The sequence below is a fragment of the Thioalkalivibrio versutus genome (assembly GCF_001999325.1).
Taxonomy (GTDB): domain Bacteria; phylum Pseudomonadota; class Gammaproteobacteria; order Ectothiorhodospirales; family Ectothiorhodospiraceae; genus Thioalkalivibrio; species Thioalkalivibrio versutus.
On the sequence record NZ_MVAR01000033.1, the window covers coordinates 1 to 23,937 of the forward strand.

General features: G+C 65.9%; 17 protein-coding genes and 1 pseudogene. 9 read left to right on the plus strand and 9 right to left on the minus strand.

The features are described from left to right. Both B0684_RS11620 and B0684_RS11625 read right to left on the minus strand, forming a co-directional pair. Positions 1-370: pseudogene (locus B0684_RS11620) on the minus strand (TolC family protein); the annotation flags it as partial. A gap of 36 nt (positions 371-406) precedes the next feature. Then, a complete protein-coding gene (locus B0684_RS11625; protein ID WP_018145208.1) occupies positions 407-946 on the minus strand; it encodes a thioredoxin family protein in 540 nt (179 codons plus the stop codon). A gap of 207 nt (positions 947-1,153) precedes the next feature. On the opposite strand from B0684_RS11625, the gene B0684_RS11630 reads away from it, so the two are divergent. The 5 genes from B0684_RS11630 (at position 1,154) to B0684_RS11650 (ending at position 5,597) form a co-directional block, all read left to right on the plus strand. After that, positions 1,154-1,636 (plus strand): FxsA family protein, encoded by a 483-nt coding sequence (locus tag B0684_RS11630; RefSeq protein ID WP_018168990.1) that lies wholly within the window; start codon positions 1,154-1,156, stop codon positions 1,634-1,636. A 152-nt stretch (positions 1,637-1,788) separates the two neighbouring features. Continuing rightward, positions 1,789-2,079, plus strand: a complete 291-nt coding sequence (gene groES / locus B0684_RS11635; protein WP_018145210.1) for a co-chaperone GroES — start codon at positions 1,789-1,791, stop codon at positions 2,077-2,079. 51 nt (positions 2,080-2,130) lie between these two features. Continuing rightward, positions 2,131-3,795 carry a chaperonin GroEL gene (gene groL / locus B0684_RS11640; RefSeq protein WP_018175630.1) on the plus strand — a complete coding sequence of 555 codons (1,665 nt, stop codon included), beginning with the start codon at positions 2,131-2,133 and terminating at the stop codon, positions 3,793-3,795. A gap of 449 nt (positions 3,796-4,244) precedes the next feature. After that, the gene (locus B0684_RS11645) at positions 4,245-4,886 is read left to right on the plus strand and encodes an OmpA family protein (RefSeq protein WP_018168992.1); all 642 of its coding nucleotides are present in this window, start codon (positions 4,245-4,247) and stop codon (positions 4,884-4,886) included. A gap of 201 nt (positions 4,887-5,087) precedes the next feature. Continuing rightward, positions 5,088-5,597: a thioredoxin family protein gene (locus tag B0684_RS11650; RefSeq protein WP_018168993.1), complete on the plus strand. Its 510-nt coding sequence runs from the start codon at positions 5,088-5,090 to the stop codon at positions 5,595-5,597. Positions 5,598-5,940: 343 nt separating this feature from the next. Here B0684_RS11650 and B0684_RS11655 read toward each other — a convergent pair whose 3' ends face one another. The 5 genes from B0684_RS11655 to B0684_RS11675 form a co-directional block, all read right to left on the minus strand. Further along, positions 5,941-10,080 (minus strand): translocation/assembly module TamB domain-containing protein, encoded by a 4,140-nt coding sequence (locus B0684_RS11655; protein ID WP_018649633.1) that lies wholly within the window; start codon positions 10,078-10,080, stop codon positions 5,941-5,943. A gap of 8 nt (positions 10,081-10,088) precedes the next feature. Next, on the minus strand, positions 10,089-11,912 hold the full coding sequence (locus B0684_RS11660) for an autotransporter assembly complex protein TamA (protein WP_018649634.1): 1,824 nt from the start codon (positions 11,910-11,912) through the stop codon (positions 10,089-10,091). A gap of 75 nt (positions 11,913-11,987) precedes the next feature. Then, on the minus strand, positions 11,988-13,097 hold the full coding sequence (locus B0684_RS11665) for an ABC transporter ATP-binding protein (RefSeq protein WP_018649635.1): 1,110 nt from the start codon (positions 13,095-13,097) through the stop codon (positions 11,988-11,990). Then, on the minus strand, positions 13,094-14,860 hold the full coding sequence (locus B0684_RS11670; protein ID WP_018145217.1) for an ABC transporter permease: 1,767 nt from the start codon (positions 14,858-14,860) through the stop codon (positions 13,094-13,096). Before B0684_RS11670 ends, B0684_RS11665 begins: the two co-directional genes overlap by 4 nt. Positions 14,861-15,063: 203 nt before the next feature. Continuing rightward, complete coding sequence (locus B0684_RS11675; RefSeq protein ID WP_018649636.1) at positions 15,064-16,101, minus strand: Fe(3+) ABC transporter substrate-binding protein; 1,038 nt, start codon at positions 16,099-16,101, stop codon at positions 15,064-15,066. Positions 16,102-16,249: 148 nt separating this feature from the next. Between B0684_RS11675 and glnE the strand changes: the two genes are divergently transcribed. From glnE to B0684_RS11690, 3 genes are read left to right on the plus strand one after another with little or no spacing between them, the layout of a single operon-like run. After that, on the plus strand, positions 16,250-19,177 hold the full coding sequence (glnE, locus tag B0684_RS11680; protein WP_018649637.1) for a bifunctional [glutamate--ammonia ligase]-adenylyl-L-tyrosine phosphorylase/[glutamate--ammonia-ligase] adenylyltransferase: 2,928 nt from the start codon (positions 16,250-16,252) through the stop codon (positions 19,175-19,177). A 12-nt stretch (positions 19,178-19,189) separates the two neighbouring features. Then, on the plus strand, positions 19,190-20,110 hold the full coding sequence (locus B0684_RS11685; protein ID WP_018168999.1) for a branched-chain amino acid transaminase: 921 nt from the start codon (positions 19,190-19,192) through the stop codon (positions 20,108-20,110). A 39-nt stretch (positions 20,111-20,149) separates the two neighbouring features. Next, positions 20,150-20,374: a zinc-finger domain-containing protein gene (locus B0684_RS11690; RefSeq protein WP_018145221.1), complete on the plus strand. Its 225-nt coding sequence runs from the start codon at positions 20,150-20,152 to the stop codon at positions 20,372-20,374. Positions 20,375-20,428: 54 nt separating this feature from the next. Here the strand turns inward: B0684_RS11690 and B0684_RS11695 are convergent, their stop codons facing one another. After that, on the minus strand, positions 20,429-21,253 hold the full coding sequence (locus tag B0684_RS11695; RefSeq protein WP_231376849.1) for a hypothetical protein: 825 nt from the start codon (positions 21,251-21,253) through the stop codon (positions 20,429-20,431). 251 nt (positions 21,254-21,504) lie between these two features. Here B0684_RS11695 and B0684_RS11700 point away from each other — a divergent pair, with 251 nt between their 5' ends. Continuing rightward, positions 21,505-22,752, plus strand: a complete 1,248-nt coding sequence (locus tag B0684_RS11700; protein ID WP_233123449.1) for an O-antigen ligase family protein — start codon at positions 21,505-21,507, stop codon at positions 22,750-22,752. A 64-nt stretch (positions 22,753-22,816) separates the two neighbouring features. On the opposite strand, the gene B0684_RS11705 is transcribed toward B0684_RS11700, so the two are convergent. Then, the gene (locus B0684_RS11705) at positions 22,817-23,923 is read right to left on the minus strand and encodes a glycosyltransferase family 4 protein (RefSeq protein WP_018649640.1); all 1,107 of its coding nucleotides are present in this window, start codon (positions 23,921-23,923) and stop codon (positions 22,817-22,819) included. Positions 23,924-23,937 lie beyond the last annotated feature (14 nt).

The following is a 23,937-nucleotide window of genomic DNA, read 5'->3' on the forward strand; positions in this document are numbered from 1 at the left end:
TGCGCGCGACGATGGCGGCGCGGGAGTCGTTGCGGGTGCGGTCTTCGACCAGGTCGTTGGGCTCGATCCAGCGGGCCTCGAGCCGCGCGTCCACGCGCACATCGCGCTCGGCCCGAGTCGCCTCCAGGGCGGCGCGGGCCTGTTCGCGGTCGGCGCGCGCCTGACGCACCCGGGGGTGCAGGGCGTCGACCCGCTCCAGGGCGTCACCCACCCGCATTGGGTTGGGCAGCGGGCCGAGGCCGGTCGCGCCGCCGGCTTCCTGCGCAGTCGCCGGCCCGGCCAGGGGCCACAGGAGCAGAATGGCCAGTAGCAGGCGAGCCAGGGGCCGCCGGCGTCCGGTGCAGGACGAGCGGGGGTGCATCGGCGACATCAGGCGTCGATCCTCGGGAGTGGCAAGAAGAGGGGTTTAGCGGCCGTCTTGCTCGCGCTTGAAGCGCGTGAAGTTCTGGTCCTTGTAATGCCCCTCGGCGACAAACTCGCCCAGTTGCAGGAATTCGCGGGAGTCGCGGGTGGCCCCGGTGAAGCGGGCGATGGGTTCGCCCTCCAGGTTGAAGAACTGGAACACCGGCGTGGCGCGTACCCGGTAGTCGCGGGTGGCCCAGTCCATCTGGGTCTTGGTCTCGCCCTCGAAGGTGACGATCTCGATGGCGCCCTCGACATCGACGCTGAACACCCGGAAGTGCTCGCTGAAGTATTCCTGGACCTCGGGCTGGTTCAGCACCTGGTTCTTCATGCGGTGGCAGAACGGGCAGTCGGCCATCTCGAAAAAGATCAGGATGCCTTTCTTGCCGGCCGCGCGCGCGTCTTCCAGCTCTTCGGGGAACTCGCCGAAGGTCGGGTCGAAGAAGTGGTGTGTCGGATCGCGCGGGTCTTCGACCGCGGCGGTTGCCAGAGCCGGGACAAGGAAGGCCAGCAGGGCCAGCATCAGGATTGGATTACGCAACATGAGCCGTCACTCTCCGAATATGTAGATAGCCGTATGCACCAATGACGTGCAGGAGACTGGCTTAATTCCCTTTGTCGTGCAAGGACAAAGGGGCGAGCTACCCGCGAGTGCCTGGATATCGGAGTATCCGCGCATCAGCGGGGTTCCAATCGACACCACCCGGGGCGCATGTTCCAATAAACAGGCCTGATCTGCGGAACCCCTTCGATGCGCAACCCCCTCTTTCCCCTGTTTGTCTTTCTCGGTCTGGTGCTGCTCGAGATCTTCGGCTTCGCCTGGGTGGGCGATGCCGTGGGCGCCCTGATGACGGTGGTGCTGGTGATCGTCACGGCGGCGGCCGGGCTGATGTTGTTCCGATTGCAGGGCTTCTACCATTGGCGGCGGCTGCAACAAAGCCTGGCGCGGGGGGAGGTTCCGGCGCGCGGGTTGGTCGAGGGCTGGCTGCTGATGTCGGCCGCCGTGTTGCTGTTGCTGCCGGGGTTCTTTACCGATGCCGCCGGCTTCGTGCTGTTGATTCCGCCGCTGCGGCGCTGGGCGGCGGCCGGCATCCTGCGCCGCGGCATGGTCCGCACGCGCACCGGCGGCCCTGGTGGGCCGCCGGGCGGCGGTACCATCGAGGGCGAATTCCGCCACCACGACGATCGCCCCGAGGCGCCGAACGATCGGCTGGACCACGACGACCGTCGCTGATTCACGTTTCTGGCCCCGCTTTCGTAACGCGCGCTCTTGACTCGCCCTTGTGTGCCCCTATTATTAGCACTCGTCAGGGGTGGGTGCTAACAGGGTGCCTGCCCGACAAACCAATTTTCCTGTTTGAGACATTTTATTAAGGAGTTCGCGCCATGAACCTGCGTCCTTTGCACGATCGAGTCATCGTGAAGCGTATGGAAGAAGAACGCACCACCCCCGGCGGCATCGTGATCCCGGATTCCGCGGCCGAGAAGCCGATCCGTGGCGAAGTGGTTGCAGTAGGCAACGGCAAGATCCTGGACAACGGCGAAGCCCGTCCCCTGGACGTGAAGGCTGGTGACACGGTCCTGTTCGGCAAGTACTCCGGCACCGAGGTCAAGGTCGATGGCAACGAAGTCCTCGTGATGCGCGAAGACGACATCATGGCCGTCATCGAGGGCTGAACGCCCCGAACCGCGACCGTCTAACACGAATTTTCAGGAGTAGAACGAATCATGAGCTCTAAAGAAGTACGCTTTGGTACCGACGCCCGTACCCGCATGGCCAAGGGCGTGAACACCCTGGCCAACGCCGTGAAGGTCACCCTCGGTCCGAAGGGCCGCAACGTGGTCCTGGACAAGGCCTTTGGTGCCCCGACCGTGACCAAGGACGGCGTGTCCGTGGCCAAGGAAATCGAGCTGGAAGACAAGTTCGAGAACATGGGCGCCCAGCTGGTTAAGGAAGTCTCCTCGCAGACCTCCGACACCGCCGGTGACGGCACCACCACCGCGACCGTGCTGGCCCAGTCCATCGTCCGCGAGGGCATGAAGGCGGTCACCGCCGGCATGAACCCGATGGACCTCAAGCGCGGCATCGACAAGGCCGTGAAGGCCGCCACCGAAGAGCTGAAGAAGCTCTCCAAGCCGTGCACCGAGCACAAGGCGATCGCCCAGGTGGGCTCGATCTCCGCGAACTCCGACACCGCGATCGGCGAGATCATTGCCGATGCGATGGACAAGGTCGGCAAGGAAGGCGTGATCACCGTCGAGGAAGGTTCCTCGCTGGAAAACGAGCTGGATGTCGTCGAAGGCATGCAGTTCGATCGCGGCTACCTGTCGCCTTACTTCATCAACAACCAGCAGAACATGAGTGCCGAGCTGGAGGATGCCTACATCCTGCTGTTCGACAAGAAAATCGCGAACATCCGTGATCTGCTGCCGATCCTGGAAGGCGTGGCCAAGGCCAACAAGCCGCTGCTGATCATCGCCGAGGACATCGAAGGCGAAGCCCTGGCGACCCTGGTCGTCAACTCCATGCGCGGCATCGTCAAGGTCGCCGCCGTGAAGGCCCCGGGCTTCGGTGATCGCCGCAAGGCCATGCTGCAGGATATCGCCGTGCTGACCGGTGGCCAGGTGATCTCGGAAGAAGTCGGCCTGTCGCTGGAGAAGACCACGGTGGAAGACCTGGGCCGCGCCAAGAAGGTGCAGGTGACCAAGGAGAACACCACGATCATCGACGGCATGGGGTCCAACAAGGACATCAAGGGCCGCGTCGACCAGATCCGTGCGCAGATCGAGGAAGCGAGCTCCGACTACGACAAGGAAAAGCTGCAGGAACGCGTGGCCAAGCTGGCCGGCGGTGTGGCCGTGATCAAGGTCGGTGCTGCCACCGAGATCGAGATGAAGGAGAAGAAGGCCCGCGTCGAAGACGCCCTGCACGCCACGCGTGCGGCGGTGGAAGAAGGCGTGGTTCCCGGCGGTGGCGTGGCCCTGCTGCGTGCCTGCGCCGCGATCACCAAGCTCAAGGGTGACAACGATGAGCAGACCGCCGGTATCAACATCTGCCGTCGTGCGATGGAAGAGCCGCTGCGCCAGATCGTCTACAACTCCGGCGACGAGCCGTCCGTGGTCCTCAACCAGGTCCTGGAAGGCAAGGGCAACTACGGCTACAACGCAGCAAGCGGCGAGTTCGGCGACATGATCGACATGGGCATCCTGGACCCGACCAAGGTGACCCGTTCCGCGCTGCAGAACGCCGCATCGGTCGCTGCCCTGCTGATCACCACCGAGGCCATGATTGCCGACATCCCGAAGAAGGATGACGGTGGCGGCGCCGGTGGCGACGACATGGGCGGTATGGGTGGCATGGGCGGCATGGGTGGCATGGGCGGCATGATGTAATTCGCCGCTTTACCCGTGCATCGTTGATGTACCTTGGGACCCCGCTTCGGCGGGGTCTTTTTGTCTGACCGGTACCGTTTCCTGGGGTCCGGGTTCGGGTGCCAAATCCGCGGTTTCAGGAACCCTTAGCAGGGTTGTGTGTCTTCCGGAGTACAGCTTGCCGGAATATGTCTGTGCGATTCGGGTTTCGCCTGTTGCAATATCGAAACAGGGCAGTCGAAAGTCACTGGATATTCGGAAATTTACGGAATGTGACGATGTTGTGATGTCGACACATAATTTGCGTTCCGATGCGTGCAAAACCCGAACTTGTGTGCCACTATCAGGGTACTGTAGGGGGCTTGGCGCAAGGAGCTCGCTGCTTTGGATTGCGGTCGCGGCGCGTACCATGGTGGTCGCGCGGTTCAACCCGGGTCCGACGTCTATTGTTTTTACAAGGAGGCTTTGCAATGAATCATAAGCTCGTTAAGAATCTTCTGGCCGCTTCCGTGGCCTCGCTGGTGCTCGGCGCCGCCGGGCAGGTTGTGGCGCAGGAACCGCCGGCCGCCAACGTGACCGACCGTAGCGGCAAGGTTGTGGTCGATCGCTCCGGCGAATGCGTGCGTACGCGTTCCTGGACGGAAGAAAACGTGAAGTTCCCGCATTGCGCGGGCTACATCGAAGAAGTTGCCGAGGCCCCCGAGCCCGAGCCGGCGGCTGCCCCGGCGCCGGAGCCGGAACCGGAATTCACCACCACCACGCTGAGCGCCCAGGCCCTGTTCGACTTCGACAGCGCTGATCTGCGTTCCGAAGGTCGTTCCGCCCTGCGTGATCTGGCCCGCAGCCTGACCTCCGACGACGCCGAGTACAGCTCGGTGCTGGTCGAAGGCCACACCTGCACCATCGGCCCGGCCGACTACAACCAGGGCCTGTCCGAGCGTCGTGCCCAGGCAGTCACCGACTTCCTGGCCAGCGAAGGCGTGCGTGAAAGCGACATCCGCACCGTCGGCTACGGTGAAGACCGCCCGACCGCCGACAACTCCACCCAGGAAGGCCGCGAAGCCAACCGCCGCGTGGAAGTGACCTCCGACGTGCGCAAGCGCGCCGACTAAGGTCGCCGGCAAGACCCTGACCGCCGGTTCGCCGGCGCGTTGGAATCAGGCCCCGCTCCGGCGGGGCCTTTTTTGTGGGCAACTCGCGGGCGCCATTCGGCGGACCTTCGGGCCGGCCGGAGGCGGGGGCGCGATTGCTGGCTCTTCAGCCTGCGTTAATGTGGCAGCCCTAGACTGGTTCCAAACACCCAAGGATCCATGATGACCATGACCCTCAATACGAACCTTCCCCGCTCCCCGTTCGCCTCGATGCTGCTGCGCTCCGGTGCCTTGTTGGTCGGCATGCTGCTGGCTACTGCGGTCGCGGCGGGCGGCGTCGAACGCGCCACGGACCTCCAGGCGCTGAACACCCAGGGCGATGGCAAGGCGACCGTGATCATGTTCGCGTCGAGTAGCTGCCCGTACTGTGATCGTGCCGAACAGCGCTATCTCGGCCCGATGACCGCGGACCCGGCCCTCCAGGGTGTGAATATCCGCAAGGTCATGCTGGATCGCGAAGAGGTGCGCGATTTCGACGGCACGACCAAGCTGGGCAGTGAGCTGGGTCGTGCCTACGGCGTGCGGGTGGTGCCGACGATCATGGCGTTCGATGCCGAGGGCCAGCCGGTCGGGCGTCCCCTGGTGGGCATCCCCAACGAACAGCTCTACCGCAGCCAGATCCGCGTGCGCATCGACGCCGCGCGCAACGGCGCTCGCGATACCTCAAGCTAGGGAGACTCTGGTCAACGCGCACTTCGCGATCGCGCCAGAAGTGGTGTGGGTATGGAATGACAGGTTTGTCGTTCTGGGCTCAGCGAGGCCACCCCGAAAGTCCGCTGGGTTGCATTCCACGGAGATCGCCACGGCGCTTCGCGCCTCGCGATGACGGGCCAGCACCGGCATTGAGAAGATCTTCAAGGTGAGATCATTCGAGCGCCGATCACCACCGAGAGCAGGTTTGAGCACCTCCGTGAACTCCGTGTCCTCTGTGGTTAAACCGGCATGGATCTTTTCTTCGTACCTTCGTGTGCTTCGTGGTGAAAAAGGCCTTTGATCCTTAGTCCGCAGCGTCCTCCTAGCGCTCGAATCGATAGATCAGGTCTACCGACTGTTCCGTCGTCCCGGAGGCGGTCTCGACGCTCAGGTTGCGGGTCAGTTCGTAGCGCAGCAGGACCTTCGATGTGTTGTCGAACAGCCCGATGGAGTAGCGCAGCAGCAGGCGCGGCGAGAGGTACAGGCCCAGTGTCAGCGCGCTTTCGTCCAGCCCGCCCTCGGTGTCCAGCTCCACCTCGTCCAGGCCCAGTTCGCGGCCGATGCGTTCGGTAATCACGGCCCCTTGTTCCAGCCCGTAGGCGGCTGCGGCAGCAGCGATCATGTTGCCATCGGATTGCGAGGCGCCGGATAGGGGGCGTCCAGTCAGCAGGTAGGACATCGCCTCGGTCTCGTCCATCGGCGGGTCCGAGATCACCCGCGAGCTCAGGTTGTCCGGCGTGCCGCGGATCTCCAGCCCGACGGTCACGTTGTATTCGCGCACGGTGCGTACCGCGCGCAGGTCCAGTTCCGGGTTCTCCGCCGGCCCCTGGAAGACCAGGCTGCCGCGTTCCACCCGCAGGTCCTGGCCGTAATCGCTGTACTCGCCTTCGGGGATCGTGATCTCGCCGAACAGTTGGGTCGGTTGCCCGGTGACCTCCTCGACATCCACCTCGCCGGCGAAGCGTGCGGTCAGGCCGAAGCCGTCGAAGCGCACGTCATCCCCCAGGCGGATCCGAATGCGGATGTCGGTCTTGAGCCCCTGGGCCTCCGTGATCTCCTCCCCGAGGATGATCTCGTCGCCGGAGACGCGGATCGCTCCGGGCGGCAGATCCGGCGGACGGATGCGCGCCCAGGGCAGGAAGACCTCGCCGCGCACACGAATGCCGTCGTCGGGGGTAAAGACCAGTTGCAGGTCCGGCGTGATGCGGGCCTCCGCGTCTACGCGGTTGACGACCAGGAAGTCCTCGCCGGTCAGGCTCAGCTCGGCACGGGGCCCGGCGTCGGCGAGGTCCACGTGACCGTTGAGGTCGATGCCGCCGTCCCCGGACTCCAGGCGGCCGGTCAGGGTCAGCTGTTCGGCCGAGACCACCCGGGCCGTGATCTCGGGAATGACGATATCGATGCCGGCCTCGGGGATCAGGACCCCGCCGTCGCGGAACGCCACTTCGCCCTCCACCAGTGGCGCGTCCAGTCGTCCGCCGAAGTCCAGGCGGGCGTTGAGCGAGCCACGCAGGCGCTGGATCTCGGGGCTCAGAGCCGCGAGCCACGACAGGTTATCGAGGTGCGCCTCGAAGTCGCCGTCAATACGCAGGTCGTCGCCGTCCGGGCGCAGCTGGATATCGCTGCGCGCCGTCCCGCCTTCCAGGAAGTCGAGCCGCAGGGAGGCGTCCACGTCGCGATCGCGCACCCGGGCGGTCAGCCGCACATCGCGGTAGGGCACCTCCTCCAGGTCTCCGTCCTCGTCGCGCACGACCAGGTGGCCATCCGTCGGGGTCACGGTCAGGTCGGCCGTCACGGTGCCATCGGCTTCCATACGGCCGCTGGCGTCGGCATTCAGCTGGCCCGCGATAGCGAGTTCCGGCGGCAGGAAGGGTTCCAGCCAGGCCAGGTCCACCGCCCGGGCCTCGGCGCCGAACTCGGCCCCTGTCGACGTACCCCAGTCCCCCTCGACGCACAGCCGTCCGTCGTCGCGTGCCAGGCACAGGCGCTCCAGCCGTGCATCTTCCGGCCCGCCTTCCAGTGCGACCGGTTCGGTCAGTTGCCAGGGGCCCCCCGCGGGTTGGTCCAGATCCAGCCGTGCGATCTGGCCGCGCCAGTGGAGGGTGTCGGGGTTCAGTTCGCCTTGCAGCGCCAGATCCAGCGAGCCCAGATCCCCGGCATCGGCCGCCAGTGTCACGCGATGCCCGTCGATACGACCGGAGGCGCCTAGGCGCAGGGTCTCCACGCGTGTGCCGTCGGCCAGCCCGAGGCCGGTCAGGCGCAGGTCGATCTCGGCCGGGGCGGCGACCTCGAGGCCGGCGTCGGCCCCCAGCTCCAGTTGCTCCAGGGTGATATCCGCGAGTCGCAACCCCGCACCGGTTCCGCGTGCCGCCACGCGCGGCCGATCGGGTTCTCCGGTGATGTGTGCGTCGAGCTCCAGTCGGCCGGCGAGGTCGGGCCAGAGCCGGTCCAGCTCCGGGGCATCCAGGCGCAGCTCGAAGTCCAGGGCCTCGGTCCATTCGCCGTGGGCGGTCAGGGTGTTCCGGCCCAGCGCCAGGTCCAGCTGGTCCACTCGTAGATGCTCCCCCTCCAGCTGCAGTTGGCCCTGACCGGATACGGGCTGGTCGCGCAGCGTACCCTCCAGCCGTTGGAGTTGGGCCTGCACGCGGGGGGTGCCGTCGGCGTCGAGGTGCCCCTGGCTGAGCAGGGCGAGGGCGATCTGGCCGGGGGCCTCGGCGACCACCAGCGACGGATCCAGCCCGTCGCCTTCCAGTGCGAGGTCCCAGCGCAGGCCCTCGGACCAGTCGAGATCCCCATTCAGGGCGAGCCGGGCACCTGTGTCGGTGGCGAGGTGCAGCCGCTCGATCTCGCCACCCGTCTCGGTCAGCGCGATCAGTGCATCGCCCGTGATGTCGATCCCGCGCAGTCGGGCGCGCAATGGGTCCAGGCCAAGCTGCGCGCTCAGGGCGCCGCTGGCGGGGGCGTAGTTGCCGTCCAGCACGAGTCGCAGTTGCTCGATCTGCCCGTCCAGCTCCGAGTGCAGGCGCGCCAGATCCGGGGCCTCCAGATCCAGTCCGAGGTCGAAGACGAGGCGGTGATCGGGGTCGCTCAGGTCGCCCGCGAGGCCCGTGGCCGAAGCGTTCAGGTCCAGCTGCGCGGTATCGCGGATCGTCAGGTGCGTGTCCTCGATCCGTGCCTGACCGTCGACCAGCCAGGCGTTCAGGCTGCCGGTGATGGGTTCCCCCTCGTAGTGCCCGGTCAGCTCGTCAAGGGTGATGCTCGCGTCCAGGGCCGCCAAAGGCGGGGTGTCGGTTCCCAGCGGCAGGGTGCCCTGCAACCGTCCCTTCAGGCACTCGACCGCGGCATCGAACTCCAAATCCATTCCGGACGTGGTCAGGTCCTCGGCCTCCAGGGTGAGGTCCCAGTCCAGGGTGTCGACAAAGCGAATGGGCCCGGCGAGCGTGACCCGCCCGGCCTCGGACTCGATATCCAGGGCTTCGATCTCCAGCGATTCGAGGTCCCCGTGCGCCCGGGTGTTCAGCACAAGCCGTGGCCAGGGCGTCAGGGTGGCCGCGGCCTGCAGACTCAGCGCCCAGTCCTCCGGAGTCCCCTGCAGGTCGAGGCGGCCGCCCTCCAGGGCGATGTCCTGTTCCGGGTCGAGGTGGTAGGTGAAGGGTTGCCACTGCGCCGCCAGTTCCAGCGCCGGGGTGGTGAACAGTTCGTGGGTGCTGGCCTGCAGGTTCAGCTCGATCCCGGCGCGCAGGTCATGTTCGAGCTGCACGCGTTCGCGCAAGGCCCCGGTGATCTCCAGTTCGCCACGCGCCTCGTCCGTGCCCAGGCCCTCGGCCAGGGCCACGGGCAGGGGCGCTTGCCATTGGCCCCGCAGATGCAGGGGGTAGTCGCCATCGGCCTCGAGCGATCCGGCCAGTCGGGCCCGGACCTCCGGCATGTCCAGCTCCAGGGCGTGTAGCTCGATGCGCGAGCCGCTGGCCCGCGCATCGGCCGTCAGGCGGGTGATCGAGGCCAGCGGTTCGCCCGCCTGCAGGATCTCCATGTCCTCCACCTGCAACTGGCCCAGGCGCACCGCCAGCGGCAGCCGGAAGGAATCGGGCAGGGCGAAGGGTTCGTCCGCGGGTGGCGCATCCGGGTCCGGGGGTGGCAGGTCCACGCGCAGCCCGGTGGCGGCCAGTATCCGGATGTTCAGCTCGCCGCGGAGCAGGCTGCGGGCGCTGATCCCGACGCGCCCGGCGGGCAGGTCGATCACCGGGCCGTCGGGCAGCGCGAGGTGCAATCCGTGCAGGTGCAGCTCGGTGAACAAGGTCCCCTCGACCCGGTCGATGCGCAATTCGACGGGGGCCAGGCGCTCGCCCTGTTCGACCAGCCAGCGGGTCCCCGATTCGGTCGCGAGCAGGGCCCCGAGGGTGCCCAGCAGGATGATTACCAGGGTAAGGACCGTGGAGAGCCCCCACAGTGTGCCGCGCAACAGGGGTCTCAAAGGTCCGGACCCATGGAGAAGTGGATGCGAAAGTCATCGTCCGAGTCCGGCCCGTGGGCCAGGTCCACGCGGAGCGGGCCGACCGGGGAGCGCCAGCGTACACCGACCCCGACGCCGTAGACGGGGTCGAACTCGTCCCACTCGTTGACGACGTTGCCGGCGTCGACGAAGGCCGCGGCACTCCAGTTGCCGACGACCGGGTAGTCGTACTCGAGGCTGCCCACCACCTTGTGGCGCCCACCAATCACGTCGCCGCTGTCGTTGCGTGGCCCGACCCGCTGGTAGCCGTAGCCACGGATGCTGGCATCGCCCCCGGCATAGAAGCGCAGAGAGCTGGGGAGGTCGCTGACCGAGTCCACGTCGGTGAAGCCGGCATCCACGCGGGCCAGCACCCGGCCGGTGCCGAGGCCGCGGACCACCTTGCCGCTGGCCAGGACCTGGGCGAACGAGGTGCTGGACAGGATCTCTTCGCGCGCGCCCTGCACGGTGGTCTCGAAGCGGTAGCCGCGGCGCGGGGTCATCGGTTCGTCCGCTTCCATGCGGCTGATCCGGTAGGACGGGATCAGCAGGTTGCTGCGGCCGCTGTCGTCCTCGCCGGCGGTGTAGTCCTCATACTCGTAGCGCAGCCCCTCGGTGGTCTGCCAGCCGCTGCGGCGCTGCAGGACCCGGTTGGCGCCGACCTGGAAGCGATCGGACTGCTGGGTGTCGGTGTCTTCTGTGCGATAGGTGGTGAACAGGTTCAGGCGTTCGCGCAGCGGGTCGCGCAGCGGGATCTCGTAGTTGTAGCCGATCCCGGAACGCACCGGCGACGCCTCGATCTCGGCCTGGTAGCGATGGCCGATCCGGTTGGCGTAGCGATGTTCGTAGCGCAGCCGGATACGCGGGCCGATATCGGTGGAGTAGCCGATGCCGGCCTCGTAGCTGTGGCGTTTGCGCGGTTCCAGTTCGACCAGGATCGGGACCTGCAGTCCCTCTGCCGCGTCGCGTTGCGGGCGTACACGGACGCCGCCAAAGTAGCCGCTGTCGTTCAGATTGCGCTGCAGGGCGATGATCTGCGCCGAGCTGTACGGGTCGCCCGCCGCGAACGGCACCATGCGCTGGACGAAGTCCTCGGAGAGGATGTCCTGGTCGATGTGGACCCGTCCCACACGGTAACGATCGCCGGTATCCATGTGCAGGCGGATGGTCGCGGTGCGGGTGTCGCGGTCCACTTCCAGGCGTCGGGTGTGGAGATCGGCGTCGAAATAGCCGCGATCCGACGCAATCCGCGTCATGCGGTTGCGCAGGGTCTCGTAGCGATCATGGCGCAGGGTGCCGCCCTCGCGGATCTCGGTCTGGCTGAGCACGGCCTCGAAGCCGAGATCACCGGCTCCTTCGCCGGTGATCTGCAGGTCCACCTGCTCCACCGTGGTCGGCGGGCCGGGGTCCAGGGTGATGCGGATATCCCAGCAGGCCTCGTGGCGTTCGAAATCGAGATCCAGCTCGGGGTCGTAGAAACCGATCGCCCGCAGGGCATCGGTGGCGCGCGCCTCGGTGTCGCGCAACACGCGGCCCTCGCGAAACCCGGGCAAGTCGCAGGGGTGGCGAGCCAGGTTGATGCTGTTGCGGATATTGCTGCGCTGAGCGTCGGTACCCCCCTCGATCTGCAAGCCGGGGGTCGAGCCGTCCTCCGCACCGGCCGCCCCCGGGGTGCCCGCCAGTGCGACGAGCAGCATCGCAACCACGCCCAGCCCGGTGCGGGCCGGGCGGCGGACAACAGGGGCGCGGGCGTGGGTCATGAAACGATGATAGCGGTTGCGGAAAGGGGAGCGTGTCGACATCGGAACGCGCGAAATCACGCGAGTTCCCGCTGGGCCTGCACCAACGACCCTGGCGGGCTGCGGAGCGCGCCAGCGTCAGGAGGCCGGGCAGTCGACTCCGCTGCCGCGCGAGAATACCACCAGGTGGGTGAAGTCGAGGCGCAGGCGCACGTGCTCGCCGATGACGAAATTGTCGTGGCTGGGCGCCATGCACAGCACGCTGAGGCCGTCCGGCAGGCGCAGGGTGTAGAGGAAGTCCGCCCCGCGGAAGGCCTTGTCGAGGATCTCGGTGCGGATGGTGCCCGCTTCGTTGTCGATCGCGATGTCGTCCGGACGCACGAGGACGTCCACGGCGGTGCCGGGCGGCAGCTGTTCCGACAGCGTGCCCTCGATCTGGCCAAAGGCGGTATCGACCACGTGTTCGGCGCAGACCATGCCGGGGATCAGCGTACCCTCGCCGACGAAGTCTGCGACGAAACGATCCGCCGGGCGATGGTAGAGGTTGTAGGCAGTGTCCCACTGGGCCACGCGGCCCTGGTGGATCACCGCGATGCGATCGGCGAAGGCGAAGGCCTCGTTCTGGTCGTGGGTCACCAGGATGGCGGTGGTGTTCTCCGCGCGCAGGATGCGCCGGACCTCGCGGGCCAGTTCGCTGCGTAGCTCCACGTCCATGCTGGAAAATGGCTCATCCAGCAACAGCAGCTTGGGCCGCGGGGCCAGGGCCCGGGCCAGGGCGATGCGTTGCTGCTGGCCACCGGACAGGGCGTGCGGGTAGGACTCGCCATAGCCCGGCAACCCCACCAGCTTGAGGAGCGAGCGGATGCGCTCGTCACGATCCTTGCGGCTCCAGTGGCGGATGCCGAAGCCAATGTTGTCGGCCACGCTCAGGTGCGGGAACAGGGCGAAATCCTGGAACACCATGCCGACCCCGCGCTTCTCCGGCGGGATCGTGCTGCGGGCATCGCTGACGCTGCGCCCGTCCAGCTGGATGCTCCCCGCCATCAGGGGCTCGAAGCCTGCGATCGCCCGCAGCAATGTGGTCTTGCCGCAGCCGGAGGGGCCCAGCAGGCAGCCGATCTGGCCCTTGGGCAGGGCCAGGGATACCTGGTGGACCACGGCGGTACCGTCATAGCCGATATCCACTCGATCCAGGGCGATCAGCGGGGTATGGGGCACCTGCAGTGTGGTTTCGATGGGCTGGGTCATGGCGTATTCGTCGTGCCTGCGGGCATGGCGAGGGGTTTTTGCGGCGATTCTTCGTCCGCCGCGCGGGTCGGGCCCTGCTGGCCGGGGCGCGAGCGGCCGATGGTCACCGACAGCAGGATAACGGGAACCAGCCCGACCAGCACGATGGCCAGGGCGGCGCTGGAGGATTCGGCCAGGCGCTCGTCACTGGCCAGCTCGAAGGCGCGCACGGCGAGGGTGTTGAAGTCGAACGGGCGCAGGATGAGCGTCGCCGGAAGCTCCTTCAGGACATCGACGAATACCAGCAGCAATGCCGTCAGCAGGGTGCCGCGCATGATCGGCAGGTGTACCCGGGTCAGGGTCTGCAGTGGACGCATCCCCAGCGAGCGGGCGGCATCGTCCATGCTCGGCTGGATCTTGCCCAGCCCGGCCTCGACCGTCTGCAGCGAGACGGCGAGAAAGCGCACGGCATAGGCGAACAGCAGGGCGAACAGCGTGCCCGACAGCAACAGGCCGGTGGATACCCCGAAGGTGTCGCGCATGAAGCCGTCCAGGGCGTTGTCGAAGGCGGCGAACGGGATCATCACGCCGATCGCGATCACGATGCCGGGTACCGCGTAGCCCATCCCGGCGACGCGCACGGCAGCCGCGGTGAAACGCCCGCCCTCCATGCGCCGCGCATAGGCTAGGACCAGGGCCAGGACGACCGCGATCACGGCCGCGGCGATGGCCAGCCAGAAGCTGTTGAAGACCAGCCGCCCGAAGGCCGGGTTCATCCATTGTTCGGTGGTCTGCACGGTCCACAGTCCGAGCTGGAGGGCCGGCAGCAGGAAGCCCAGCAGGACCGGAAACAGGCAGCCGAGGAAGGCCGCGGTGGCCTTCCAGCCGCGTAGCTGGTAACGCGGCAGGGTCGAGTAGCGGCGGCTGGTGTGATGGAAGCGCGCCTTGGCCCGCGACCAGCGTTCCAGCACGATCAGTACGAATACGAAGGTCAGCAGCACGGCCGCGAGCTGGGCCGCTGCGGCCGGGTCGCCCAGGGCGTACCAGGTGCGGAAGATGCCGGTGGTGAAGGTGCTCACGCCGAAGTAGGCGACCGTGCCGTAATCGGCCAGCACTTCCATCAGCGCAAGGGTCAACCCGGCGATGATGGCCGGACGTGCGAGCGGCAGGGCGACCCGGCGAAAGCCGCCGAAGGGACCGGCGCCGAGGGTGCGGGAGACCTCCAGCACGCAGACCGACTGCTCGAGGAAGGCGGCGCGGCTGAGCAGGTAGACATAGGGGTAGAGCACCAGCGTCAGCATGGCCATGGCGCCGCCCAGCGAGCGGATCTCGGGGAAGTAGTACTCGCCGTAACCCAGTCCCGTGAGTTCACGGATCAGGCTTTGTACCGGACCGCTGAAATCCAGCATGCCGGTGTAGGTGTAGGCAATGATGTAGGCCGGCATGGCCAGCGGCAGCATCAAGGCCCACTGGAAGATCGAACGGCCGGGGAACTCGCACACGCTGACCAGCCAGGCAACCGGCACCCCGATCACCAGCACCCCGATCCCGACGCCAATCAGCAGGGCCAGGGAGTTGACGACATAGTCCGCGAGGACTGTCTCGCGCAGGTGGGTCCAGACCTCGCCGGCGGGGATGAACACGTGCCCGAAGATGACCAGGATCGGCAGGGCGAGTGTCAGCGCTACGACGATGGCGACCGCCGACCACGGGCTGAACGGCAGGCGCTGGCGAACCGCAGGATTCGCAGGCGTCGCGGGCGGGTTGGTGGTCTGGGCGGTCATGGATTGCGAATAATAAAGGTTCTTGTTTCGAATACCACTATGGCCGCCTTGTGACTGGCGGATTGTCGAGGCCATGTGCCGCGACCCCGGTCGCTACACCGCGCCTTATGCCCGGCTCTGTGCCCTCCCCGCGTTCTGTGGTGCCCAACAGAACGCCCCCGGAGGACCGGGGGCGAGAGTGAGTGGGGTGTCGTGGACGAGCATCAGCGCCAGCGGACGCGGTCCATGATGCGTACGGCCTCGGCGTTGTGGTTACCCAGACGGTAGAGCTCGATGTCGTCGGACTGGAATTCGCCGAAACTCTGGAGGATGTCGCTGGCCGGTACGTCGTCGCGGATCGGGTATTCCTGGTTGACCTCGGCGTACCACTCCTGCGCCTCGGTGGAGGACAGGAATTCCAGCAGGCGAATCGCGTTGTCCCGGTTCGGGGCATGCGCAGTGACGCCGGCGCCACTGATATTCACGTGGGTGCCGCGGCCGTCCTGGTTGGGCCAGAACACCCCGATCTGCCCGGCGACTTCGCGATCACGGCCCTCGCCGTCCAGCATCAGGCCCAGGTAGTAGGTGTTGGCAATCGCGACGTCGCAGACCCCGTCGGCCACGGCGCGGATCTGATCGCGGTCACCGCCCTGCGGCTGGCGCGCCATGTTGGCCACGATCCCGGCGGCCCAGTCCTGGGCGGCCTCGGCGCCCTCGGTGGCGATCATCGCGGCCACCAGAGACTGGTTGTACACGTTGCTGGAGGAGCGGATGCAGATCCGGCCCTCCCATTGCGCGTCGGTCAGGGCCTCGTAGGTAGAGAGTTCCGCCGGGTCCACGCGGTCCTTGTGGTAGAGGATGGGGCGCGCGCGCGACGAGAGGCCGAACCACTGTCCGTCCGGGTCGCGGTAGCGCTCCGGGATATTCTCGCGCAGCACGTCCGATTCGACCGCCTGCAGCACGCCGGCCTCGCTGGCCTGGTGCAGACGCGCCGCGTCCACGGTGATGAAGAGATCGGCGGGTGAGTTGCGGCCCTCGTGGCGCAGGCGCTGCAGCAGGCTGTCCGCCCCGCCGGTCACCAGGTTGACCGGGATGCCGGTCTGATCAGTGAAGTCGTCCAGCAGCGGCTTGATCAGGTTTTCCTGGCGCGCCGAATAGAGGTTGACCTCGTCCTGGTCGGCGGGGCTGCAGCCGACCAGGGGCATGCTGACGGCGATGGCGGCGGCCGTGGCGATCAGCCAGGCAAACGGGCGAAAGTTCATGGCGAGCGATCCTCGTGTGGATTCATTCGGCGGATAGCCGGGTAGACGAGAACGATTGTTATTTGTGTTCTCATCCAAGTCAATACCCCGCGGCTGGTACGTGCCATGGGGTGGTCTCCCCGGGCCGCAACGCTGATACGCTTGGCACATGGACAAGCCCCTGCCCGAATCCCCCGCTCGCCTGTCGCCGCCGCTGGAGCAGGAGGTCCGCGATCTGCTGGCCGAGCTGGACGAAAAGCTCGCCTGGCCGGACACCTTCCTGGCGTCGACGCCGGCCCCGTTCGCCTTCAGCCACTACCTGGTGCAGACAGTGCGTCAGCATCCGGAGTACTTGCTCGAGGCGCTGGATCCACGCGGCCAAATACCGGCGTGTGACGATGCGGACTTCGAGCGCACGCTGCAGGCGCGCCTGGAGGCCGTGACCGACGATGCCGGGCTGCGTCACGCGCTGCGCGAAACGCGGCATCGCGAGATGATCCGCATCGCCTGGCGCGACCTGGCCGGTCACGCCGACCTCGACGAGGTCATGCACGACCTGAGCCGTCTGGCCCGCGCCCTCATCGAGGGCGGCCTGCAATGGCTGGACCGCCATTTGCAGGAGCGTTACGGCCAGCCGCGCAGCCCCGCGGGCGAGGCCCAGTCCATGGTGGTCCTGGGGCTCGGCAAGCTGGGTGGCAGCGAGCTCAACTTCTCCTCGGATATCGATCTGATCTTCGCCTTCGAGGAGGCGGGGGAGACCGATGGCAAGCGCGTGATCGAGAATCAGGAATTCTTCCAGCGCCTGGGGCGCCAGCTGATTGCAGCGCTGTCGGACGTGACTGCGGACGGCTTTTGCTATCGCGTGGACATGCGCCTGCGCCCATTCGGAGATTCCGGACCGCTGGTGATGCATTTCGACGCGATGGAGGACTACTACCAGGCCCACGGCCGCGAGTGGGAGCGCTACGCCCTGATCAAGGCGAGTCCGCTGGCGGGCGACCCGGAGGCCGGGGCGCGCCTGATGCGCCGGCTGCGCCCGTTCATCTACCGGCGCTATCTGGACTACGGCACGCTGGCCAATCTGCGCGAGCTGAAGCAGATGATTAACGACGAGTCGGCGCGGCGCGGTCGCTTCGAGGACGTGAAGCACGGCGAGGGCGGGATCCGCGAGATCGAGTTCATCGCGCAGTCGTTCCAGTTGATCCGCGGGGGGCGCGACCAGGGGCTACAGCGGCGTGACCTGCTGGGCGTGATGACGGCATTGCAGGAGCGCGACCTGCTGCCCGGCTATGCCGTCGAGCAGCTGGAACGTTCCTATCGCTTCCTGCGTCGGGTAGAAAACCGTCTGCAGATGCTGAATGACCAGCAGACCCACCGTCTGCCCTCCAATGGTCAGGACCGGCATCGACTGGCGCTGTCGCTGGGGTTCGACGACGAGGCGGCCTTCGAGATGGCGCTGTTGCGCGAGCAGCGGCGGGTGCATGCTCACTTCGAGCAGGTATTCAGTGCGCCGCAGCGCGCGGACGGCGAGGCCATGGAGGCCTCGCCCGAGACCGGGCGCGAGCAGCAGCTCAATCGTCTGTGGCAGGGCTCGCTGCCGGAGGCGGATGCTCGGGCGGTGCTGGAGGCGATGGACTTTCAGGATGCGGACGAGGCTCTGCGCGGGATCGCCGATCTGCGCGAGAGTCCGGGCGTGCGCGCGATGAGCGTGACCGGGCGCCAGCGCCTGGACCGCCTGATGCCGTTGCTGATCGGGGCGATCGCGGAGATGGACGCACCGGATGCGGTATTGCCGCGGGCGCTGCAGATGGTACGCACGATTGCCCGGCGCTCGGTGTACCTGTCGCTGCTGGTCGAGAACCCCCTGGCGCTGTCGCAGCTGGTCAAGCTGGTGGCCGCCAGCCCGTGGATCAACGAGCAGTTGACCCGCCACCCGGTGCTGCTGGACGAGCTACTGGACCCGCGCGCGCTGTACGCGCCGCCCGATCGTGACGGGCTGCGCGAGGAGCTGGAGGCCGAGCTGGCGCAGTTCCCCGGGCAGGACCACGAGCAGATGCTGGACCGGCTGCGCCAGTTCAAGCAGGTGCAGACGCTGCGCGTGGCGGCCGCCGACATCATGGGCTTCCTGCCGCTGATGAAGATCTCCGACCATCTGACCTGGCTGGCCGAGGTGCTTCTGGAGCGGGTGCTGCAGCTGGCCTGGGACAAGATGGTGGAGCGCCACGGCGAGCCGCAGTGCGGGGCCACGGATGCGCGCCGCGTCGCGCGCTTTGCGGTGATCGGGTACGGCAAGCTGGGTGGTTTCGAGCTGGGCTATGGTTCGGACCTGGACGTGGTGTTCCTGCACGACAGCGAGGGCGACGAGGCGCAGACCGCGGGGCCCAAGGTGATCGACAACACCGAATTCTTCGCTCGCGTCGCCCAGCGGGTGGTGCACCTGCTGGGGGCCTTCACCCCGGCGGGTCGCCTGTACGAGGTGGATACCCGGTTGCGGCCCAGCGGGACCGCGGGCCTGCTGGTCAGCGGTTTGCAGGCGTTCCGGCGTTACCAGGACGAGTCGGCCTGGACCTGGGAGCATCAGGCACTGGTGCGTGCGCGCTTCGTGACCGGGGATGCCGAGCTGGGCGAGCAGTTCGATGCCCTGCGTCGCGAGGTGCTGACTCGTGAAAGGGATACCGACGCACTGCGCGCCGAGGTGGTCGAGATGCGCAACCGCATGCTGGCCGAGCACGCCTCGAAGAGGGGCCACGGCTTCCATCTCAAGCGCGACCGGGGCGGTATCACTGATATTGAATTCATGGTTCAATACTGGGTTTTGGTATCCGCTCACGATCATCCCGCCGTGTGTGACTGGCCGGACAAGATCCGCACGCTGGATGCACTGGGGCGCGAGGGCGTGATCGACGCGGCGTTGAGCGAGGCGCTGGCGGATGCCTACCGCGATCTGCGCAACCGCATCCACCGCCTGACGCTGGCCGGCTTGGACGCCCGGGTCGAGAAGCCCGACGACGAGCTCTGCGCCGTGCGCGATGGCGTGATCGATGCCTGGAATGACCTGTTCGGCGAGCCGGAATCGGCCGCGAACGAGACCACATAGAGGAACAAGACAATGTCGATGGCCGACCGCGACGGGGTGATCTGGCTGGACGGGCAGATGGTGCCCTGGCGCGAGGCGAAGACCCACGTGCTCACCCACACGCTGCACTACGGCATGGGGGTGTTCGAGGGCGTGCGCGCGTACAAGACCGAGCGCGGCCCGGCGATCTTCCGCCTGCAGGACCACACCCGGCGGCTGTTTAACTCGGCCAAGATTCTCGGCATGACCATCCCCTATACCGCCGAGGTGCTGAACGATGCCCAGATCGCGTCCGTGCGCGACAACGGGCTGGAAAGCGCCTACCTGCGTCCGATGTGCTTCCTCGGTTCCGAAGGGATGGGCCTGCGCGCGGACAATCTCCTGGTGCATGCGATGGTTGCGGCCTGGCACTGGGGCAGCTACCTGGGCGACGAGGGCATCGAGAAGGGGATTCGCATTCGCACCTCCTCTTTCAGCCGGCATCACGTCAACGTGACCATGTGCAAGGCCAAGGCCAACGGCAACTACATGAACTCCATGATGGCCCTGCAGGAGGCCACCCGCTGTGGCTACGACGAGGCCATGCTGCTGGATACCGAGGGCTACGTGGCCGAAGGCAGCGGCGAGAACATCTTTATCGTGCGCGACGGCGTGTTGTTCACCCCGGACCTGACCTCCGCGCTGGACGGCATCACCCGCCGCACGGTCATCGAGCTGGCGCACGAGGAGGGCCTGGACGTCATTGAGAAGCGCATCACCCGCGACGAGGTGTACATCGCCGACGAGGCCTTCTTTACCGGTACCGCCGCCGAGGTGACTCCGATCCGCGAGGTCGACGACCGCCCGATCGGCTCCGGCACCCGCGGACCCATCACCGAGCGCCTGCAGTCGCGCTACTTCGATGTGGTACAGGGCCGGGACAGCCGCCACGAGGGCTGGCTGACCTTCGTCTGAGACGCCCAAATTTTCCGTCAACCGGATGCGAGAAAAACCATGGTGAACCCCGATACCGCCCACCACCAGGATCAGTACCCGACCGCGAACGCGCAGACCGAAATCACCGTCACGCGCAAGGACCTGCCGTTGCACTGCCCCACGCCGACGATGGCGCTGTGGTCCTCGCACCCGCGCGTCTTTCTCCCGATCGACGAGACCCCCGACGGCCGCTACCTGTGCCCCTACTGCGGCACCCAGTTCATCCTGAAAGACGACGACTGATTTCCGCGTGACCGGGGGGCGCGGGCCAGATCCGGTCCCTGTCAGTTACCTCGGTCAGTCCCGGGAGTTCGCTATTTCCGCTGCCAAGGCCTCTTCGGCTCGCGCCCAATAGGTATCGATCCAGGGAGTTGGGCGGATCTTCTTGTAGAGCCTTTTCCGCCAGCGTTTTTCCGGCCACTTTCCCTCCAAGGCGTCCGGAGGGTTAGGCGATCCCGGGAATGCGACCACACGGGCTCCGTCGGGTATCGCCGGCGTGCGCCAGAAGCGAGCGGGCCAGGCCGGGACGCAATGGACCTTGAACAAAGCGCACCACGCGTCCGGCCAGAACAGCAGGGAATCGATCTCGCGGCTGATGTAGGTTTGCTCGTTGCGATACTGCCTGCGGAAGCGGTCGAAGTCCCCCAGTAGCCGTTCGAGCAGATAGCCATGAACCCCCATGCGGAATCGGAACACGGACGTATTGCCAATCCCTTTCCCGGGCTGGGTCCAGTTTTGCATCACGACGAAGGGGTGCTCGGGTTCGTACTCGAAAAACGGGTCGAGTTTGCCGGTGATCACGACGTCCAGGTCCAGAAATAGCCAGTCGCCGCCAAGGCCCGAGAGGGATTCGGAATCAAGGTAAAGCGCCATTTTTCGCCATGTTCCGTATCGCCATGGCTCGGGGATGTCGATCGAGGGGCAGGGGTGGGTCTCCACTTCCGGTCGAATGCCATTCGGATCGTCTGTGAGGCAAACAAAGCGAAGGGGGCCGGCCGTATTCCGGCGGATGCTCGCATAAAGCCGGTTGACGTAGTCCGGCCCGTACATTGTCCCCCACTTCATGCACAGCACTTGTTTCGGGGAAGGTGTGGCTTTGAGGGTGTGATCATTCCGTTCCATAATTCTGTGGGGCTCCTTCGGACAAACTGGGAGGCTCGCGCGACTTTCGACGTTGGAGTCGTTTCTCCCCGGATTGTCCCCCAAGCGTGTCGATGTGTCAGGGGCATGAGGAAAGTCGGCGGCTTGGGAGATATGATCGTCCGCCACTAAATGTCCGGGTATCGTCAGGTATGAGCTTGAATGCTGGCCAAGTTTGGATAGATGCGCGAGGTCAGCTAGACCGTCAATATTTCGCGGTCTTAGGTCTCACGATGTTTGCATTGTTTGCGCTTCCGTTTGGAACGGGGGTTTTTCTTCCGCTTGTGTTTCTGGCGCTCGGGGGATTGGGTTTGGCGGCCCGGCACTCCCGCACGATCTGGGTGGAGCGCTGGATTCGCTGGGCGTTGCTGCTCTTGTTGGCGCTCTGGGTGCCGCAGTTGGTGTCACTGACCGTGGCGGTCGATTTCGACCGAGCCCTCCGGACAGCCCTGACCTATCCATTGTTCGCGATTGCGATACTTCCTCTGCTGTGGGTTGCGCGTCGCCGTGATGTGGCTACACCCCTGTTATACGTTGTGCTGGCGCTGGCCGTATTCTGGTCGCTCGACGGGGTTTTTCAGTTTGTTACTGGTGCAAACCTGCTGGGCTATCCGTACAACGGGCGCCGGATCGACGGTCTGTTTCACCCGAACATGCGCCTTGGCATTGTGCTGGCCCACTTGCTTCCGTTCGTCCTGGAGGCATCCCGCCGGTTGGCTTCTCGCAATCGCCTGGCCGCGGTATTGCCCCTGATCGTGGTCATCGCGATTCTCCTCTCGGGTTCCAGGGCTGCCATGCTGGCGACATTGATCACGCTGGTGGCCTACGGCGCCTTTCTGATCTGGTTCTACCGCTTGCGAATTAGGACCGTGTCAGCCTTCGCCCTGGTGCTTGTGCTGGGCGTCGCGTTGGCGCTGTGGGTGTCACCGGAAACCCGGGACCGGCTGGTGGTCATCTCCAAGATGTCCGAGTTCAGTCTTGAGGGTCTGGATCAGGCGACGGCGAAGCGCGGGACGATCTGGCTTGCTTCCTGGCGCGTGGCGATGGATGAGCCGATCCTTGGCGTGGGTGTGCGAGGGGTCGAGCCGGTGGCGGAGGCGCGAGGCTACTCTGACATGCCATTCGCGCATATCCATCTGTATTTTCTTGATGTCCTGGTCTCGACCGGGGCTGTGGGATTGTTCGCCTACCTCGCGGCATTGCTAGGGATTCTTTCGGCGTTGTGGCGGCGTGCGAGAGAGCATGGGGCCGTTGATTCTCCTGATGTTCTCGTAGCCGGTGTGGCGATCTTTGTGGCTCTTAACCCCATCAACGTCCACTGGACTGTCTACAGTTCATACACGACAGCGGTTCTCTGGCTGGTGGTCGCTCTCGCGCTGGCACCGCTCATTCAATCAAGCAATCAGAGGCCCGTGCCTGAGCGCGGCGGCGAGGGGATGGGTGAGAGAACCGGGCCTGGCGCGGGTGGCCACCAAGAATGAGCAGCGCCTCCGACTGGCGTGATCGCGTGTGACCAACATGTCCACCCTCTGAGTCCGGCTTGTCTTAAAGAAGCTCTCGGTAGACGTCGAGGGTTTGTCCTTGCATCTCGTCGAGCGTAAACCCCCTAAGATGCGCTGGCCGCGGGGCGGAGCCTTTCAGCCAATCAGATATCCTGTCTGCTGCCAGTTCGGGCCTGCATGGCGGGATTGTTCCCTCGGCGAATAAAGCGGCCATCTGCTCACCCACGCCTCCGTGATCGTAGGCAATCACGGGTCGCCCCAGGGATAGAGCTTCGAGCGAGACCCGGCCAAAAGCCTCTGGCTCGCGCGAGAGCGAAAGTACCGCGAACGACATTGCCATGATCTCCCGAAGATCGGAACGCTGTCCCAGCCAGGAGATGTGGGATTCCAGTCCCCGTTCTTGGATTTCCTGGCGCACTTCGGCTTCGTAGCGCTGGCGGCGTCTTTCCGTTCCTCCCACAACAAGGCCATGGACGTGGAGGTTCTGCTTGATTAGGGAATCCATGACCTTCACGAAATCCAGTTGCCCCTTCCATCGCGTGATGCGACCGGGGAGCGTTATAAGCGCTCGATCGCGGGCGTGCGCCGGAAGGGTTTGGAAGAAGCCTTCAATCCAGTCATCGCCTGGCTTGTGGCCATAAGGGAACTCACTGGGATCCACGCCTCGATGGATGACGCGAATACGTTCTGTCGGGCATGCCGGAAAGTGCTTCTGAATGTAGGCCGAGATGCTCGTAGAGACGGCAATGACGCGGTCCCCGCGGGTCATAATCGAGCTGTATCGGCCGGGGCTGTAAAACCCGTGGAAGGTCGTGACCAGGGCCGGGCGTTCAGTCCGGGGCATGCCCTGTAACGCGCGCCATACGATCCATGCGGGTACGCGGGAGCGGACGTGTACCAAGTCTACTTCCTGTTCGCGTATGAAGTTGCGCAGCGGGCGCACCAAGCGCAATGACCGCAGGGACTTTTTGCCCACCGGCCAGGTGAAGTGCTGGCTCCCTTCGGCTTCCAGCGAAGGAGCCATGCTGCCCCCGCCGGACATGACCAGGGAGCGTTCTCCTGCAGCCTGGATGGCACGAGCCATTTCCAGGGTACCGCGTTCCACGCCGCCGGATTCCAGGGCGGGCAAGACTTGCAGAATAGTTGCCATGGGGCTGGCTTCCT

Coding starts and splice junctions, on each gene's coding strand:
- B0684_RS11665 (WP_018649635.1), bottom strand. CDS start 13,097: ATGACCCAGCCCATCGAAACCACACTGCAGGTGCCCCATACCCCGCTG.
- B0684_RS11690 (WP_018145221.1), top strand. CDS start 20,150: ATGGTGAACCCCGATACCGCCCACCACCAGGATCAGTACCCGACCGCG.
- B0684_RS11645 (WP_018168992.1), top strand. CDS start 4,245: ATGAATCATAAGCTCGTTAAGAATCTTCTGGCCGCTTCCGTGGCCTCG.
- glnE (WP_018649637.1), top strand. CDS start 16,250: ATGGACAAGCCCCTGCCCGAATCCCCCGCTCGCCTGTCGCCGCCGCTG.
- B0684_RS11675 (WP_018649636.1), bottom strand. CDS start 16,101: ATGAACTTTCGCCCGTTTGCCTGGCTGATCGCCACGGCCGCCGCCATC.
- B0684_RS11660 (WP_018649634.1), bottom strand. CDS start 11,912: ATGTCGACACGCTCCCCTTTCCGCAACCGCTATCATCGTTTCATGACC.
- B0684_RS11685 (WP_018168999.1), top strand. CDS start 19,190: ATGTCGATGGCCGACCGCGACGGGGTGATCTGGCTGGACGGGCAGATG.
- groES (WP_018145210.1), top strand. CDS start 1,789: ATGAACCTGCGTCCTTTGCACGATCGAGTCATCGTGAAGCGTATGGAA.
- B0684_RS11670 (WP_018145217.1), bottom strand. CDS start 14,860: ATGACCGCCCAGACCACCAACCCGCCCGCGACGCCTGCGAATCCTGCG.
- B0684_RS11705 (WP_018649640.1), bottom strand. CDS start 23,923: ATGGCAACTATTCTGCAAGTCTTGCCCGCCCTGGAATCCGGCGGCGTG.
- B0684_RS11625 (WP_018145208.1), bottom strand. CDS start 946: ATGTTGCGTAATCCAATCCTGATGCTGGCCCTGCTGGCCTTCCTTGTC.
- groL (WP_018175630.1), top strand. CDS start 2,131: ATGAGCTCTAAAGAAGTACGCTTTGGTACCGACGCCCGTACCCGCATG.
- B0684_RS11695 (WP_231376849.1), bottom strand. CDS start 21,253: ATGGAACGGAATGATCACACCCTCAAAGCCACACCTTCCCCGAAACAA.
- B0684_RS11700 (WP_233123449.1), top strand. CDS start 21,505: ATGTTTGCATTGTTTGCGCTTCCGTTTGGAACGGGGGTTTTTCTTCCG.
- B0684_RS11630 (WP_018168990.1), top strand. CDS start 1,154: ATGCGCAACCCCCTCTTTCCCCTGTTTGTCTTTCTCGGTCTGGTGCTG.
- B0684_RS11650 (WP_018168993.1), top strand. CDS start 5,088: ATGACCATGACCCTCAATACGAACCTTCCCCGCTCCCCGTTCGCCTCG.